This is a genomic window from Elioraea rosea (genome assembly GCF_007644105.1).
GTDB lineage: Bacteria > Pseudomonadota > Alphaproteobacteria > Acetobacterales > Acetobacteraceae > Elioraea_A > Elioraea_A rosea.
Genome location: NZ_VFAC01000002.1, coordinates 1 through 15,311, shown reverse-complemented (window position 1 = coordinate 15,311; position 15,311 = coordinate 1). Strand labels below are relative to the sequence as shown.

Sequence of the window (15,311 nt, the reverse complement as noted above, 5' to 3'; positions counted from 1 at the left end):
CCTACTTCTTCCCCTCTCCACCCTCGGGCTTCGCGGCGCTCTTGCGCGCCTCCGTGGCGATGCGCTGCATATCCGAGGCCTCGCGCATCAGCCCGCCCTGCTTGGCGAGGTTGCCGCCTTCGATACCGATGTCGGAGAGCAGCCCATCGATCAGGGGGGCCTGCACGCGATAGCGCAGCGCGGAGGTGATCACCTCGTCCGTCGGGCTCCCGACGCGGCCCTCGCCGCCCATGCCGCCGAGCCCATCGAGCTGCATGATCTTGATCTCCTGGATCTTCTCCAGTGGCTTGACGGAGGCTGCGACGATCCCCTCGACATGTTCGAGAAGCTTGCGCCGGAACAGCGAGGAACGGGCAGGGTCGGTCAGGACGTTCTCGGCCTCGTTCAGGAGCCGCTGCGCCTCTGCTTCGACCTCCCGGCGTACCTTCTCCGCTTCAGCGGCGACCTTGATCTCCGCCGCTGCCTTCTCCGCGAGCAGGAGGTCGATCTTCTGCCGGCGCGAGGCCATCTCCGTCTCGCGCACGGTGCGTATCTTCTCCTCCGCCTCCGCTACCCGCGCGCGGGCCTGATCCGCCTCGATGCGTGCGGCGCTCTCCTCGAGAGACTTCCGCGCGAGGGCGATCGCCTTCTCGAGCTGCACCGTCTCGACGATGCGCTCGCGCTCGACCTCGAGGCGTCGCCTCTCGGTCTCGTGCCCGATGCGGATCTCGTCGAGGCCGCGTTCGGAAGCGATGCGTGCGCGCTCGATGTCCTCGCGGCTCTCGATCTCCGCCTCGCGCAGCGCCTGCATCCGCGCGATCTCGAGCTGTTCGAGCGACCGCTTGCGCTCGATGCGAGCCGCCTCGAGGGCTCGGTCTCGCTCCACCTCGGCCGTTTCCACGTCGCGCTGGGCGACGATCTGCGCCTGGCGAACGGAAGCCTCGGCCGCGGTGACCTCGGCGCGCCCCGCGGCCAGCGCGACGATGCGTGCCTGCTCGGCCTCCTCAACCGCCTTGCGCTTGGCGATCTCGGCGGCCTCGAGCTCGCGCTCGCGGGCGATCTCGCGCGAGCGCACGGCCTCCTGCGCCGCCACGCGAGCCTCGTCGAGAGCCTTGTCGCGGGCGATCTCCTGCTCCCGCGTCATCGCGTCGGCAGAGATTCGCGCGGCGGCAAGTGCCTTCTCGCGTGCGATCCGTGCCGCTTCGGTTGCCTGCTGCGCCGCGATCTCAGCCGCCTCGACGGCGCGCGTCCGTTCGATCTCGAGAGAGCGGATCCTTTGATCCTCCGCGATGCGTGTCTCGCTGACGACGGCGGCTTCGGCGATGCGGAGCTTCTCCGTCGCCTCGCGTGCGGCGATCTCCTCGGCGTCGACCGCCCTGCGCTGTGCGATCTCGCGCCGGCGGATCTCCTCCTCCTTGGCGATCCGGGCTTCGGCAATTGCGCGCTCCTGCGCGATCTTCGCCTGCTCGATCGCTTCGCGTGCGGCTATTTCCTCGGCTTCGAGCTGCTTCTCCCGCTCGATCTCGCGGCCGCGCACCTCGCGCTCGGATGCAATGCGTGCCTCGGCGACCGCGCGCTCGTTGGCGATCCGCGCCTTCTCGATGGCTTCGCGTGCGGCGATCTCCTCGGCCTCGATCAGCTTCTGCCGCTCGATCTCGCGCGCACGCACCTCGCGCTCGGAGGCGATGCGCGCCTCGGCGACCGCCCGGTCATTGGCGATCCGCGCTTTCTCGATGGCTTCGCGGGCGCTGATCTGCGCCTCCTCCGCGTCGGTCTCGCGCGCCGCCCGTTCGCGTGCGAGCTCGGCCCGCTGCTGGGCGCGGCGGAACTCGACCTCGCGCTCCTGCGAGAGCCTCGCCTCCTCGCTCTGCCGCTCGATCTCCAGCGCTTCGCGCTCGGCCTCGAGGTTCCGGGTGCGGATCGCGATCATCGCCGTCTGCTCGATGTCGTTGCGGAGCTTCCGCCTCTCCTCGATGTCGCGGATCAGCGCGGTCAGGCCTTCCGCATCGAACCGGTTGGACGGGTTGAAGTACTCGAGCGGCGTCTGGTCGATGTCCATGATCGCCACGCTCTCGAGCTCGAGCCCGTTCTTGGCTAGATCCTCCTGGGCGACGTCGCGCACCCGCGCCACGTACTGCGCGCGTTGCTCGTGCATCTCGCTCATCGTCATCTCGGCCGCGACGGCGCGGAGCGCGCTCTCGAACTTGCCGGCGAGCAGGGCATGCAGGCGCTCGGGCTCGAGCGTGCGGCGGCCAAGCGTGGACCCCGCGGTCGCCACCGCCTCGGGCTCGGGACGCACGCGCACGTAGAACTCCGCCTCCATGTCGATGCGCATCCGGTCCTTGCTGATCAGCGCATCCTGCCGGGTTCGCATCACGCGCAAGGGCAGGGTGTTCATGTTGACGGGGGTGATGTCGTGGATGATCGGCCAGACGAACGCACCGCCGTCGATCACCACCTTCTGGCCGAGGAAGCCGGTGCGTACGAACGCCACCTCCTTCGTCGAGCGACGGTAGAGAAACTGCATCACCCAGTAGACGACGGCGATGACGATGACGGCGACCACGATCCATAGGATCAGCTGGCCGATGAAGGCTCCTGTCACCATGACGCTTCTCTCCTGTCTCCCCGCATCGGTTCAGACCTTGCCGGGCGTGGTGCGCAGTCTCGTGAAGGCGCGCGTCTGTTCCGTCAGCGCGCGCTCGGTCGGCAGCCGTTCCATGGAGGAGGCTCCATAGAATCCGTGGCAGAGCGTGCTTCTCTCCAGCACGTAGTCAGCATCCTCCGGCTCGGCCACCGGCCCGCCATGGACGAGGATGAGGATCTCCGGGTTCACCTTGAGCGCGGCTTCTCCCCAGGCGTCGACCAGCGCCGGGCACTCCGCGAGCGTCAGTGCGGTCTCGGCCCCGATCGTGCCGCCCGTCGTCAACCCAAGATGGCAGACGATGATGTCGGCACCTGCCTTTGCCATCGCCTCCGCCTCGCTTGCGTTGAACACATAAGGCGTCGTCAGCAGATCGCGCGCATGCGCCTTGGCGATCATGTCCACCTCGAGGCCATAGGACATCCCGGTCTCCTCGAGGTTCTGGCGGAACACGCCGTCGATCAGCCCGACGGTCGGAAAGTTCTGCACGCCAGAGAAGCCGAGGCGACGGATCTCATCGAGGAACACCTCCATGCTGCGGAACGGGTCGGTGCCGTTCACTCCGGCAAGCACGGGCGTGTGCCGCACGACCGGAAGCACCTCGGCCGCCATCTCGACGACGATGGCGTTGGCGTCGCCATAGGCCAGCATCCCTGCGAGGGATCCGCGCCCGGCCATGCGATAGCGCCCGGAGTTGTAGATGACGATGAGGTCGATGCCTCCCGCCTCCTCGCACTTGGCAGAAAGCCCGGTACCGGCTCCGCCGCCGACGATCGCCTCGCCGCGGGCGAGCTTGGCACGGAGCCGCGCGAGGATCTGCTGGCGCGGCATCATCGTGGTCTCTCCTTGCGCGCCACGCGGCGCGGGCCCGGGTCTGCGCCATGCAGCGCGCGGAAGGCAGCAACGAGGGCGGCGGCGAACTCGGGCGCATTGATATGGTGTGGAACGCGGATCACCTGGCGCGTGGGGCTCTGGCGCACGGTCTGTTCGACGGCGGTGAACAGTGCCGCTCGTGCCGTGCGGTCATCGAAGGGCTGCCCCGGTGCATCGAGCGCCGAGACGCCGCCCTCGGGCAGGAAGAACCGCACAGGCGCTTCCATCGCGTTCAGCCGCTCGCCAATCCAGCGGCCCATCCGCGCGTTCTCCTCGGCGGTGGTGCGCATCAGCGTCACCTGCGGGTTGTGCTGGTAAAGGAGGCGGCCCGCATACTTCTCCGGCACCGTCTCGGGCGGGCCGAAATTCACCATGTCGAGCGCGCCGACGGAGCCGATATAGGGCACGCGCCGGCGTATGATGGCGCCGAAACGATCCTCGGTGGCGGGAAAGATGCCGCCCATCAGCAGGTCGGCCACCTCGGTGGTCGTGACGTCGATCACCGCGCTGACCTTGCCGCTGTCGATCAGCTTCTCCATAGACTGGCCGCCGATGCCTGTGGCGTGGAAGACGAGGCAGTCATAGCCCTCGCCGAGCAACGCCACCGTCTGTTGCACGCAGGGCGTCGTGACACCGAACATCGAGAGGGCGACTGTGGGGCGCGTGTCCACCTGGCGCGGCGCCGCAAGCCGCGCTGCCACCATGCCCGCCATGGCGTGAGCGGCATTTGACAGGACCTCGCGCGTAATGGCGTTCAGGCCCTGAACGTCGGCCACCGAGTGCATCATCATGATGTCGGAGGGGCCGACATAGCGGCTCACCTCGCCCGAGGCGACGGTCGAGACGATGAGCTTCGGTACGCCGATCGGCAGGGCGCGCATCGCGGGCGCCACCATCGCCGTGCCGCCCGAGCCGCCGGCCGAGATGATGCCGGCAACGCCGTCCTGCCGGGCGATCCAGCGCGAGAACGCCTCCGTCATCGCGGCGACTGAAATGCCCCGGTCCCCGGTGAACACGGCCGAGGCGCCGCGCGGGTGGAAGGCGGCGATGAGGTGGGCGGGAATCTCGGCGCCGGAATGCCGGCCGCTCGTCGAGAGATCGACGAGGCGTACCGCCAAGCCAGCTTCGCGGATGATGTCGCGAAGGAACCGAAGCTCCTCGCCCTTCGTGTCGCAGGTTCCGGCCACGAGGACGACGCGTTCACCCGGCGCAGCGAGGGGGCGGAGCTCGGCCTGAGCGGCAGCGGACGCGGATGCGGGCAGGAGCCCCGTGGTGAGCACGCGCGCGGCACGCTCGATCTGTTCGACGGGCGCGGGCTGGGACCATCGCGTCGGTCTGACGGGGTTCGAGAGATAGACCTTCGTCACGCCCACCGCCGCTGCGGCGCTGGCAGGAGCGGCGGAGGCGCTGGCCACGGGCGACACAAGCTCATCCTCGTGGCCGTGGCGACCGACACCGAGAAGGCGCTGCTGCAGTTCGAGATCCGTCGCGAGCGCCCGCGCGGAGACGATCCGGTTCACCCGTCCGTTCACCATGACCGCGACCTGGTCTGCCGTGGCGCAGGCGACGCCGATGTTCTGCTCGATGAGCAGCACCTCGACGTCCCCCTCATCGGCGAGGCGGTAGATCAGTGCCTCGACCTGTTCGACGATGACCGGCGCGAGACCTTCTGTCGGCTCGTCCATCACCAGGAGGCGCGGGTTCTGGAGCAGTGCGCGGGAGATCGCGAGCATCTGCTGCTCGCCGCCGGAGAGCTGGGCTCCGCCATTGCCGCGCCGTTCCGCGAGACGGGGGAAGGTCGTGTAGATCCGCTCGACGGTCCATGCGCCGCCCGGGCGCGCCACCATGCGGAGGTGCTCGTCGACGGTGAGGGACCGCCACAGCCGCCTGCCCTGGGGAACGTACCCGACGCCGAGCTGGGCAATCTCCGATGTCGAGAGCCCGACGAGCGACTGGCCAGCGAAGCGGATCGTCCCGGACGCAACGGGAACGAGCCCCATGATGGCCTTGCAGAGCGTCGTCTTGCCCATGCCGTTGCGGCCGACGACGGAGAGGATGCCGCCCTCGAGGCTGAGATCGACGCCCTGCAGCGCGTGGCTCGCGCCGTAGAAGACGTTGAGGCCGCGGATCTCGAGCGCGAGCGTGCCGGTTCCCCTAGCCATGGCTGCCCCCGAGATAGAGGGCCTGCACCTCGGCATCGTTCTCGATCTCGGCCGGCGTGCCCTCCTTGAACACACGGCCGTTGTGCATCATCGAAACGCTTTCGGCCACGCGCAGCGCGACATCCATGTCGTGCTCGATGATGATGAAGCCGATGTGGCGCGGCAGGTTTGTCAGGATGTCGACGAGGTCTCGCCGTTCCGTCGGCGAAAGGCCGGCGGCAGGCTCGTCGAAGAGGATGAAGCGCGGCGCGCCGGCGAGGGCGAGCGCGATCTCGAGCTGGCGCTGCTGGCCGTAGGAGAGTTCGGAGACAAGCCTGTCGCGCGCCCGCGTCAGGTGCACCGCCTCGATCAGCTCATCGGCACGCCCCAGAAGCGGATCGCCGCTCCGCGGGCGAAGCAGCGAGAACCGCCAGCGCGAAACGCCGCGGCACGCGAGATAGACGTTGTCGGCCACCGAAAGACCGCTGAAGAGGAGCGAGATCTGATACGTGCGCCTCAGGCCGCGGCGGATACGCTCATGGGCCGGAAAGCGGGTGACATCCTCGCCGAAGAGGCGGATCGTGCCGGAGGTCGGCGGCACATCGCCGGTGATGCAGTTGAACAGCGTCGTCTTGCCCGCCCCGTTTGAGCCGAGCACGGCGCGGCGCTCGCCGGGGCGGATGGTCATCGTCACGTCGGAGATGGCGGAGAGAGCACCGAACATGCGCGTCACGCCGCGCAGTTCGAGGGCATTGCCCGAACTGACGGAGCCGAGGCGCGTCGCAGCATCGCCCAGCTGCTCCATCATCGCGGCAAGCCCGTCAGCGGGTCGGTGCGGTTGCGACGCCGCGCCATCGCGCGCTCCCAGAGGCCGAGCACGCCATCGGGCGAGAAATAGACGACGGCGAGGAACCCGATGCCGACGATCAGTTTGAAGCGGTCCGGTGCGAGGCCGAGCGCCTGCAGGATATCGGGGGCAAAGGAGCTCAGAAGCACGTAGATGAAGGCGCCGATGAACGGCCCCACCGGGTGGCGTAGCCCGCCGACCACAGCGATGACGAGGATGTCGATGACGGCCGGCAGCCCGGCCGTGCCCGGGGCGATCTGCGCGTTCTGCCAGACGAGGAGGATGCCGCCGAAGGAGGCGATCACGGCGGCAAAGCCGTAGGCGAGGATTCTGTGCCAGACGACGTTGTAGCCAAGGGCAGCCATTCTGCGGGCATTGTCGCGCACGCCTTGCAGGGCAAGCCCGAAGGGCGAGCGTGCGACATACACGACTGCCGCGTAGGAGAGCAGCGCGCAGCCCAGAGTGAGGTAGTAGAACGCCACCGGCTGGCGCCAATCGATGCCGAAAAGCTGCGGCGGCACGACCAGGCTGAAGCCGGAGTACCCGTTGAAGATCGTGTAGTTCTGCCGCGTGAAGTAGAAGAACGCCGCCGCGATCGCGAGCGTGATCATGATCGTGTAGATGCCTTCGGTGCGCACCGCGAGCGCGCCGACAAGCGTTCCGAAGAAGGTCGCGATCAGGACTGCCGCGGGGATGTTGATCCACCACGGCAGCCCGAGGCTGACCTGTTCGGTGCCCGAGGGGCCGAGAATGGCGACGAGATAGCCGGCAAGCCCCGCGACCGTCATCTGTATGAGGCTCACCATGCCGCCGTAGCCGGCAAGGAACATCAGTGACAGCGCGATCATCCCGAGGATGAAGGTCCAGCCGAAGACCTGGAACAGGATGAAGTTGTTGGCGAAGGCGGGCATCAGCAGGGCTAGCAGCGCCAGCACCCAAAGTGCCGGCGGCACCCGCGCAAGCCACCCCCCGCTCGCTGACCCGGCGGGAAGCCGCGCTTCTCCTGCCACGGCCATCTAGCGCCTCGCTCCCAAGAGACCCTGCGGCCGGAAGGCAAGCACTGCGGCCATGATGAGGAAGGTGAACACGACCGAATAGGTCGGCGCGTAGACGAGGCCGATCTGCTCTGCGAGGCCGATGATCAGCGCCCCGAGTGCCGCGCCAGGGATCGACCCCATGCCGCCAACGATGACGACAACCAGGCTCGCAAGCAGGAAGCGCGTGTCCTCCCCTGGAGAGATCGACTGGAATGTTCCGCCGACGATCCCCCCTACTCCGGCAAGCCCTGCGCCGAAGGCGAAGACGAGCACGAACACGAGCTGGATCGGCAGGCCGGAGGCTGCGAGCATCTCGCGGTCGTCCACCCCGGCACGGATCAGCATGCCGATCCTGGTGCGGTTGATCACGAGCCACATCGCCACACCCACCACCACCGCCGCGATCAGGATCCAGATCCTGACGCGCGGATAGCGGAGATACACCGCCGCGCCGTCCGACCTTACGGCAGTGATCAGAGGCAGGTCCATCGGGCCGGACAGGAAATCGGGGGTCAGGATCTGGTAGGACTTGCCTCCCCAAATCCACAGCAGCAGGTCTGCGATCACGATCGAGAGCCCGATGGTGACCAGAGTCTGCCGCAGTTCCTCGCCCTCCATGCGGCGGAAGACGACGTACTGCAGTACGACGCCAAGCGCGGCGACGATGATGAACACGACGGGGAAGGCGAGCAGCCAGGAGCCCGTCCTGTCGGCAACCTCGAAGCCGATGTATCCGCCGAGCAGATAGAGCGAGCCGTGCGCGAGGTTGACGTTGCGCATCAGGCCGAAGATGAGGGTGAACCCGCTTGCCACCAGGAAGTAGAGCGCGCCGAGCGTGATGCCGGACAGGATCGCGGCGAGGAAGACGCGCTTCGGCCCCATCACGCCCGTGACCCCTGGCGGCCAGGGCGCGATGATCAGCCACAGCAGCGCTGCGACCAGGAGCCCTGCCAGCAGCACTACGATGGGATTGGCGCGCGCCAGGGCAGCCATCACCGCCCTTCCCAGGGGTGACACGGGCGCGGTGCGCTCTCTGCGTGACGCATGGCCCCGCACAAATTCCTCGGCATTGTCGTCATGCGGAGCGGCATGCGGCGGCGAGCCCGGTGCAACCGCTGGGCTCGCCGCCGGAGTTGCGCCGGGTCAGCGCCCGGCCCTGAGGCGCGCGCAGTCAGGATTGTCGCGCGAGGGCAGGCCGAGCGCGCGGAACTGCTCCGGCGTCAGCCCCAATGTCTGCGTCACGTTGTCGGCGCGCTTGACCATGCGGTTGAACAGCGAGCCGTCTGCCCGTGCCGTCACTTCGTTGACGAACACCGGCCCGATGGCCTGACGGTTCTGGTCGAGCTTGATCTTGCCGAGCGGGGTGTCGAGCTCCATCGTCGCGAGCGCCTGCTGGAAGCGCCGCTGCCCGCCGGAGAGATCACCGCTGACATCGTTCAGCGCCTTGATCGCCGCGAGCGTCGCGATGTGGTAGCCGGTGGCGAAGATGGTCGGGGAGGGGAAGCGCTGTCCTTCGGGGAAGGCGCCGCGATAGGCGGCCACGTAGGCCGTCCACGCGGCATCCGGGTTCTCGTCGGAGATCATGCCGGAGGTCGGCGTGCCGATCAGCAGGTCCTTGGCGCGGCCCCGGGAGGTCAGCACCGTCTGGTCGGCCATGATGGTGCCGCCGATGAAGTTCATCTGCGCGCCCGCCTGCGCGTACTGGTTCAGGAAGTTGATCGCGTCCGTCCCGCCGAGGCCTAGATAGATGGCATCGACGTCGTCCGGAAGCTGCGCGATCACGCCTGCATAATCCGAGGCGCCAAGCGGTACCCAGAAGCGGCGCACGATGTCTCCGCCCGCGCGGCAGAAATCGACTGCGAAGCCGAGGAAGTTCGTATACCCGAACGAATAGTCGGCCGACACGGTGGCGATGCGCCGCCAGCGCTTCTGTTCGACGACGTACTGCCCGAGCCCGACACCCCACTGGGCCCCGTCGGTGTGGAAGCGGAAGAAGTTGGGCGCCGGATCGACCCATGTGGTCTCGAGCGCGCCGGAGCTGCCGTTGATGAAGGTCTTGTCCGGAACGGTCTTGGCATAGTCGCGGATCGCGATGCCTTCCGAGCCGGAGAGAGGGCCGATCACGAAATCGACGCCGTCCTGCTCGATCAGCTTGCGGGCCTGGCGCACGGCGGTATCGGGGCGCGTGTCGGTCGGCGCCACGATGGTCTCGATCCTGCGGCCGCCTGCGGTGTTGTTCACCTGCCGGAGCGCGAGCTCGACCCCCCGCACGCCGTCACGACCGCCTTCGCTGAACGCGCCCTCCAGTGCAACGAGGATGCCGATCTTGATCGTCTCCTGCGCCAGCGCGGCCCCCGGCATGGCAAGCGCGATGGCGGCTGCTGCCGCAAGAAAAGACCTTCTCATCCGATTCTCCCCAGTTTTGCTTAGCCTCGCCGTTGCAGCGAGAGGGCGGCGTGTTCACCGCTCCTTCGCGAAAGCCTAACGAAGTCGCGCCGCTGGTGTAAAGAATTCCCAATCCGCCTCGCTACTTGTGTCGCCGGTGCGTGGCCGCGGACAGGATGGCGGGTACGGGCCGAGCGCTCACGTCAACTGGGGATTGAGTTCACTGATCGGGACGGCGTGGAACCGGGCTCCCATCACGAAGGTCTGCGGTTCGAAGGCTTGGCGCTCTGCGCCCCCAGCGGGCTAGGCTGTCCTCGGACCGGGAGGGAGGTGCGCATGATGGGACGACGCACGCTGTTGGCAGGGGCCGTGGTGATGGCCGTGGGACCTGCCCGCGGGCAGGGCAGGCAGGCGCGGGTGGTCGTAGCCTCCAAGCTCGATACCGAGGGGCAGCTCCTTGGCAACCTGATCCTCCTCTCGCTTGAGCGCGCCGGCGTGCCGACCGAGGCGCGTCTTGCGCTTGGCCCGACGCGCATCGTGCGCGCCGCCATCTTGTCCGGCGAGATCGACCTTTATCCCGAGTACACGGGCAATGCGTCGTTCTTCCACCGCCGGGAGGGCGATGCGGCCTGGCGTGACGGGGAGCGCGCCTTCGCCCTGGCGGCAGAACTCGATCGCGCTCAGGGGATCATCTGGCTCGACCGAGCGAAGGCCAACAATACCTGGGCGATCGCGGTGCGTCGCGACGTGGCCACGCGCGAGAAGCTGGCGACGATGGGAGACTTCTTCGCCGCCGCCGCACGCGGCGCGCTTCGCCTCGCTGCTTCGGCGGAGTTCGTGGAAAGCCCCGCTGCGCTTCCAGCCTTCGAACAGACCTACGGCGCGACCTTCCCGCGCGACCGCATCATCGTTCTTCCCGGTGGCGAGACGGCGGTCACCATGCGTGCGGCGGCTCAAGGCATCTCCGGTGTTGATTCGGCGATGGTGTACGGTACCGATGGCGGCATTGCCGCGCTCGACCTCGTCGTGATGGAGGACGATCGCGGCGCGCAGATCGTCTATGAGCCTGCGCCGATCGTGCGCGCGGCGGTTCTGGACCGCTTCCCCGCGATCCGTTCCGCCTTGGCGCCGGTCTTCGCCTCGCTCGACATGGATGTGCTCCGCCGGCTCAATGCCAAGATCGTTGTCGAGGGGCAGCCTGCACGGGCGGTAGCGCAGGAGCATTTGGCGACGATCCGCGGGTGAGCACGACGGTCCTGCTGCCGGCGGCGGTCGCGTTCGCGGGCATGCTGCTTCCGCTGCCCTGGCTGGTCGTCGCACCAAACCGGCTGCTGCCAGGAACGTCGATCTCGGCACTTGCTACGCTTGGCGCGCTACTGCCGGTTGTTGCACTGCTCACCCTGGCGGCGCTGCCGAGACGCGTTCCGGCGCCTGCGGCAGCCTGTTCGGCCCTTGCCGCCGCGGTGCTCCTGGCGGGGCTGACGGGACAGGCCGCAGCGCAGGCGCTCCAGGGGCTGGCCGCTGCGGCGCGCGCGGGGGTCGGCTTCGGCTTCTGGGCAGCGCTCGTTGGGTCGCTTGGCCTCTGTGCCGCAAGAGGCGCATCGCTTGGAGCGCTGGGCCGGTTGCTCCTCTTGCTGACCGTTGCCGCGTCATTCGCGCTGCTCCTTGCCAGTGGCGCCCTGCATTCGCTTTCCCTTCTCGTCGAGTACCGCGTTCGAGCGGAGGCGGTGCAGGCGGCGATCCTGCAGCACCTCGTGCTGTCGGGCGCTGCGCTGATGGCGGCGCTGCTGCTTGCCGTCCCGCTTGCTTGGGCGGCGTTCCGCCAGCCACGTCTGGCAGCGCCGATCGGGGCAGTGTTCGCGACGGTGCAGGTGGTCCCGGCGCTTGCGCTGTTCGCACTGCTGATCCCCCTTCTTGCGGCGTTGTTGGCGAGCTTTCCCGCATTGCGAGAACTGGGGCTGGCAGCGATCGGGCCGGCACCGGCGGTAATGGCGACCGCCGCCTACCTCGCACTCCCTCTCTTCCGCAGCCTGCTGGGCGGGCTTGCCTCGGCCGATCCCGACGCCGTGGCCGCCGCGCGCGCTATCGGCATGACCGAGGCGCGGCTGACCGCCGAGATTCGTGTCCCCCTCGCCATGCCGGTTTTCGCAGGCGGGCTGCGCGTCGCGGTGGTTCAGTCGATCGGGCTGATGACGCTTGGCGGGCTTGTCGGCGCCGGTGGCCTCGGCGCCCTGGTTTTCGAGGGCCTCGCCCAGTTCGCGACCGACCTCATGCTGCTCGGCGCACTGCCCATCGTTGCGCTCGCATTGGCGGCCGACACCGCGATCGGCGCGGCCGAGCAGCGGGCATGATCGCCTTCGAGAACGTCCATGTCCGGTTTGGCACGGCCGAGGCGCTCTCCGGCATCACCATGATGATCGAGGCCGGTGAACTCTGCGCCCTCGTCGGACCCTCGGGGTCGGGAAAGACGACGCTGCTGCGGCTGGTCAACCGCCTGGTCGCGCCGAGCCGCGGGAGGGTGTTCGTGCGTGGCGAGGATGTCGCGCGGCTCGATCCGGCGAAGCTGCGGCAGTCGATCGGCTACGCGATGCAGTCGGTCGGTCTGTTCCCGCATCGCACCGTCGCCGAGAACATCGCGACGGTGCCGCGCCTGCGCGGCTGGAACGCCCCTCGTATCGCCGCCCGCACGGCGGAGCTGATGGCACTCCTGCATCTCGACCGGAGTCTCGCGGGCCGCCTGCCGCGCGCCCTCTCCGGCGGGCAGGCCCAGCGGGTCGGCCTTGCCCGGGCGCTTGCCGCCGATCCCGACATCCTGCTGATGGACGAACCCTTCGGGGCCGTGGACCCGATCACCCGCCGCGAGCTGCGGACGGAGCTGCGGCGCATCCATCAGGCGACAGGGAAGACGATCGTTCTGGTCACGCATGATCCGGACGAGGCGCTCGAGCTCGGTACGCAGCTCGTGGTCCTGCGCGGGGGTCGGGTCGTCGCAGCCGGCCCGGCTGCTTCGTTGATCGCGCCTGGCGCCGATGCCTTCGCACGGCAGCTTCTGGGAGGCACGCAGCCGGGGCTGCGGCGGTTCGCGCTCCTGCCCGCTGCGGCTTCGGTGGTGCCCGAGGCGCCGCCGCAAGGCGCACCGGAACTGCCGGCGGAGGCCAGCCTCGCCGATGCCCTGTCGCTGATGGCCGAAAGTGGCGCGACGGTGCTCGCCTGCGCTGGCGGTTCGCTGCACGCAGAGGCCGTGCTGCGGCAGGCCTGATGCGCGCCCTGCCGCAATTGCTTCTCGCTCTCCTGCTGACACTGGTTGCGTCGCCGCAGGGTGCCGTCCTGCTTGGCCAGGCGATCGGCGAAACGGCAGCGCCATTTCCTGCCGAACGGCTTCTGTCGCTTGCGCTTGCCCATTCGGGCCTAGCGCTCGCGGGCGCTGGTGCAGCCTCAATGCTGGGCATCGTTCTCGGTATCGCGGTAACTCGGCCGGTGGGGCGCGGGCTGCGGCCGATGGTGGACGCGATCGCCGCCATCTCGCAGGCGGTACCGCCGGTCGTTGTGGTCGCCTTGAGCGTGCCGGCTTTCGGGTTCGGACTATGGCCGACGGCCCTGGCCTTGCTGCTCTATGGAATGATGCCCGTGCTTCGCGCGACGACTGGCGCGCTGGAAGCCGTGTCGCCTGACGCGCGCGCGGCGGCCGAAGCGATGGGGCTGCCGCCGCGCGATGTCCTGCTCGAGGTCGAGCTGCCTTTGGCCTGGCCGGTGATGCAGGATGGCCTTCGCGTCGCGCTGGTGTTGTCGGTGGCGACGGCGGCCGTGGGGGCGCTTGCCGGGGCGTCGACACTTGGCACGCCGATCGTGCTCGGTTTGCAGAATCAGAACGCGGTGCTGATCGTCCAGGGCGCTGCGGCGACCGCTGCGCTGGCCTTTCTGGCGGAGGCGCTGCTGTTGCTGGGCGGGTCTGTCGCGAGGCGCTGAACCTGGGCGCGGTTCGCATGGCCGCCGCATCGGCAAGGTTGGCTTAGGCCAAAGAACCCGAGGTCCTTGTCGCCCCGATATGTCGGGGAAACCGCGTTGTGTTGGGGTATCTGGAGCAGAAGTCGGAAGCCTGGAAGGAATGTCTGTAGGCCGCGGGGGGCGCATCTTCGATGAATTTCACTGCGCCTGTGGGACTATCGTTTTCTACAGTTAGTCGATCGAGTTGCGATTTTCGGAGCGGTGCGAAGAGGGCGGTTATGAGTCGGTCTCAAAGGAGCGTCAGAAGCTGTTGCAGCGCGGGCGCCGGTGGTGCGCGCCAGACCAGGTCCAGCCGAAGCGCCAAATCGAGGTCTGCGACTTCGCGCAGGACGACGCCTTGCGGACGGCGCCAGCGTGCGACCGAATTGACTAGGCTGACGCCGACACCCGCCGATACCAGCGAAAGCATGACGCTGTCGCTCTCGCCCTCCTGGACCACGCGCGGCACGAGGCCAGCGGTGGCGAAGGCCGCCATAGCGCGATCGAAATAGGTCGGCGCGACGGCGCGCGCGAACCAGACAAACGGCTCATCCGCCAGATCGGATGCCCGAAGCGTCGCGCGGCCTGCGGCAAGCCGATGCCCGCGCGGCAAGGCGGCAAGCAGCCGGTCCTCGCGTACTGGTCGCCTTACCAGGCCCGCCGGCAGCGCGCCTTGCCGGTAGAGGAAGCCGGCGTCGAGTTGCCCGGCCTCGATTGCCGCAGTCTGCGAGACGGAGTTCGCCGCTGTCAGCTCCAGCCGCACCGCCGGATGCGCGCGCCGGAAGCGGGCGAGGGCGGTCGGCACCTCGCCGCCCCAGGCAGCGCTATCGAGGAGGCCGAGGCGCAGCGTGCCAGCCTCGCCCAGCCCGACCGCACGTGCATGCTCGGCCGCGCCGCGCGTGGCGGCGAGCACGCGCCGCGCATCCTCAAGGAAGGCGGCGCCAGCGGCCGAGAGCCGCACGCCGCGGCCGATCCGGTCGAAGAGTGCCACGCCGAGCTCCCGTTCCAGGTCGCGAATCTGCCGGGAGAGCGCCGGTTGGGCGAGATTCAGCCGCTGAGCTGCGCGACCGAAGTTCTCCTCCTCCGCGGCGGCGACGAAGTAGCGCAGGTGGCGGAGCTCCATGCGGCCATCCAATTGATATCTTTCAGGTACTGGACCAGGAAAAATACGAGATTGGAAGCATTGGTTGGGTTGAGGCACATCAGCGGCAACGGCAGCGATGACGCCGTCAGCGAGCCAGGAGTGAGAACGATGACGACGAAGGCCCCCCTTCCAGCCCAGCCCAGCCGCCCACTGCCGGGCGAGGGCGTGTCCGCCGTTCGACGCGGCCTGCTCGCCGGGTTCGGCGCCGCGCTCGCTGCAGGCGCGAGCGCCCCGGCGCGGGCGCAGCACGCCGACCGCGTCGGCCGCTTCGCCGGCA

12 protein-coding genes are annotated in these 15,311 nt (G+C 68.6%); 4 read left to right on the top strand and 8 right to left on the bottom strand.

What is annotated here, in order from left to right; translation table 11 throughout:
* Position 1: 1 nt before the first annotated feature.
* The 7 genes from FIF60_RS01795 to FIF60_RS01765 form a co-directional block, all read right to left on the bottom strand.
* Positions 2-2,587, bottom strand: coding sequence for a flotillin family protein (locus FIF60_RS01795; RefSeq protein WP_204251058.1), 2,586 nt, complete (start codon positions 2,585-2,587; stop codon positions 2-4).
* Positions 2,588-2,617: 30 nt separating this feature from the next.
* Entirely contained in the window at positions 2,618-3,454 is an 837-nt protein-coding gene (locus FIF60_RS01790) for a phosphoenolpyruvate hydrolase family protein (RefSeq protein ID WP_144183727.1), read from the bottom strand.
* Positions 3,454-5,658, bottom strand: coding sequence for an ABC transporter permease (locus tag FIF60_RS01785; RefSeq protein ID WP_144183234.1), 2,205 nt, complete (start codon positions 5,656-5,658; stop codon positions 3,454-3,456). The genes FIF60_RS01790 and FIF60_RS01785 overlap by 1 nt, the downstream gene beginning before the upstream one ends.
* Positions 5,651-6,445: an ABC transporter ATP-binding protein gene (locus FIF60_RS01780; protein ID WP_239451452.1), complete on the bottom strand. Its 795-nt coding sequence runs from the start codon at positions 6,443-6,445 to the stop codon at positions 5,651-5,653. The genes FIF60_RS01785 and FIF60_RS01780 overlap by 8 nt, the downstream gene beginning before the upstream one ends.
* On the bottom strand, positions 6,442-7,437 hold the full coding sequence (locus FIF60_RS01775) for a branched-chain amino acid ABC transporter permease (protein WP_204251057.1): 996 nt from the start codon (positions 7,435-7,437) through the stop codon (positions 6,442-6,444). The genes FIF60_RS01780 and FIF60_RS01775 overlap by 4 nt, the downstream gene beginning before the upstream one ends.
* Before the next feature lie 63 nt (positions 7,438-7,500).
* Complete coding sequence (locus FIF60_RS01770) at positions 7,501-8,514, bottom strand: branched-chain amino acid ABC transporter permease (RefSeq protein WP_144183230.1); 1,014 nt, start codon at positions 8,512-8,514, stop codon at positions 7,501-7,503.
* A gap of 150 nt (positions 8,515-8,664) precedes the next feature.
* Positions 8,665-9,927, bottom strand: coding sequence for an ABC transporter substrate-binding protein (locus tag FIF60_RS01765; RefSeq protein ID WP_144183228.1), 1,263 nt, complete (start codon positions 9,925-9,927; stop codon positions 8,665-8,667).
* Positions 9,928-10,242: 315 nt separating this feature from the next.
* Here FIF60_RS01765 and FIF60_RS01760 point away from each other — a divergent pair, with 315 nt between their 5' ends.
* Genes FIF60_RS01760 through FIF60_RS01745 form a run of 4 tightly spaced genes read left to right on the top strand, consistent with a single transcriptional unit; the run spans position 10,243 to position 13,872 of the window.
* Positions 10,243-11,151 carry a glycine betaine ABC transporter substrate-binding protein gene (locus FIF60_RS01760; RefSeq protein ID WP_239451451.1) on the top strand — a complete coding sequence of 303 codons (909 nt, stop codon included), beginning with the start codon at positions 10,243-10,245 and terminating at the stop codon, positions 11,149-11,151.
* Positions 11,148-12,257, top strand: a complete 1,110-nt coding sequence (locus FIF60_RS01755) for an ABC transporter permease subunit (RefSeq protein ID WP_144183225.1) — start codon at positions 11,148-11,150, stop codon at positions 12,255-12,257. Before FIF60_RS01760 ends, FIF60_RS01755 begins: the two co-directional genes overlap by 4 nt.
* Positions 12,254-13,165 carry an ATP-binding cassette domain-containing protein gene (locus tag FIF60_RS01750; protein ID WP_144183223.1) on the top strand — a complete coding sequence of 304 codons (912 nt, stop codon included), beginning with the start codon at positions 12,254-12,256 and terminating at the stop codon, positions 13,163-13,165. The genes FIF60_RS01755 and FIF60_RS01750 overlap by 4 nt, the downstream gene beginning before the upstream one ends.
* Positions 13,165-13,872, top strand: coding sequence for an ABC transporter permease (locus FIF60_RS01745; RefSeq protein ID WP_144183220.1), 708 nt, complete (start codon positions 13,165-13,167; stop codon positions 13,870-13,872). Before FIF60_RS01750 ends, FIF60_RS01745 begins: the two co-directional genes overlap by 1 nt.
* A 268-nt stretch (positions 13,873-14,140) precedes the next feature.
* Here FIF60_RS01745 and FIF60_RS01740 read toward each other — a convergent pair.
* Positions 14,141-15,311: LysR substrate-binding domain-containing protein (locus FIF60_RS01740; RefSeq protein WP_144183218.1), on the bottom strand; the 1,171-nt coding region annotated here is incomplete at its 5' end.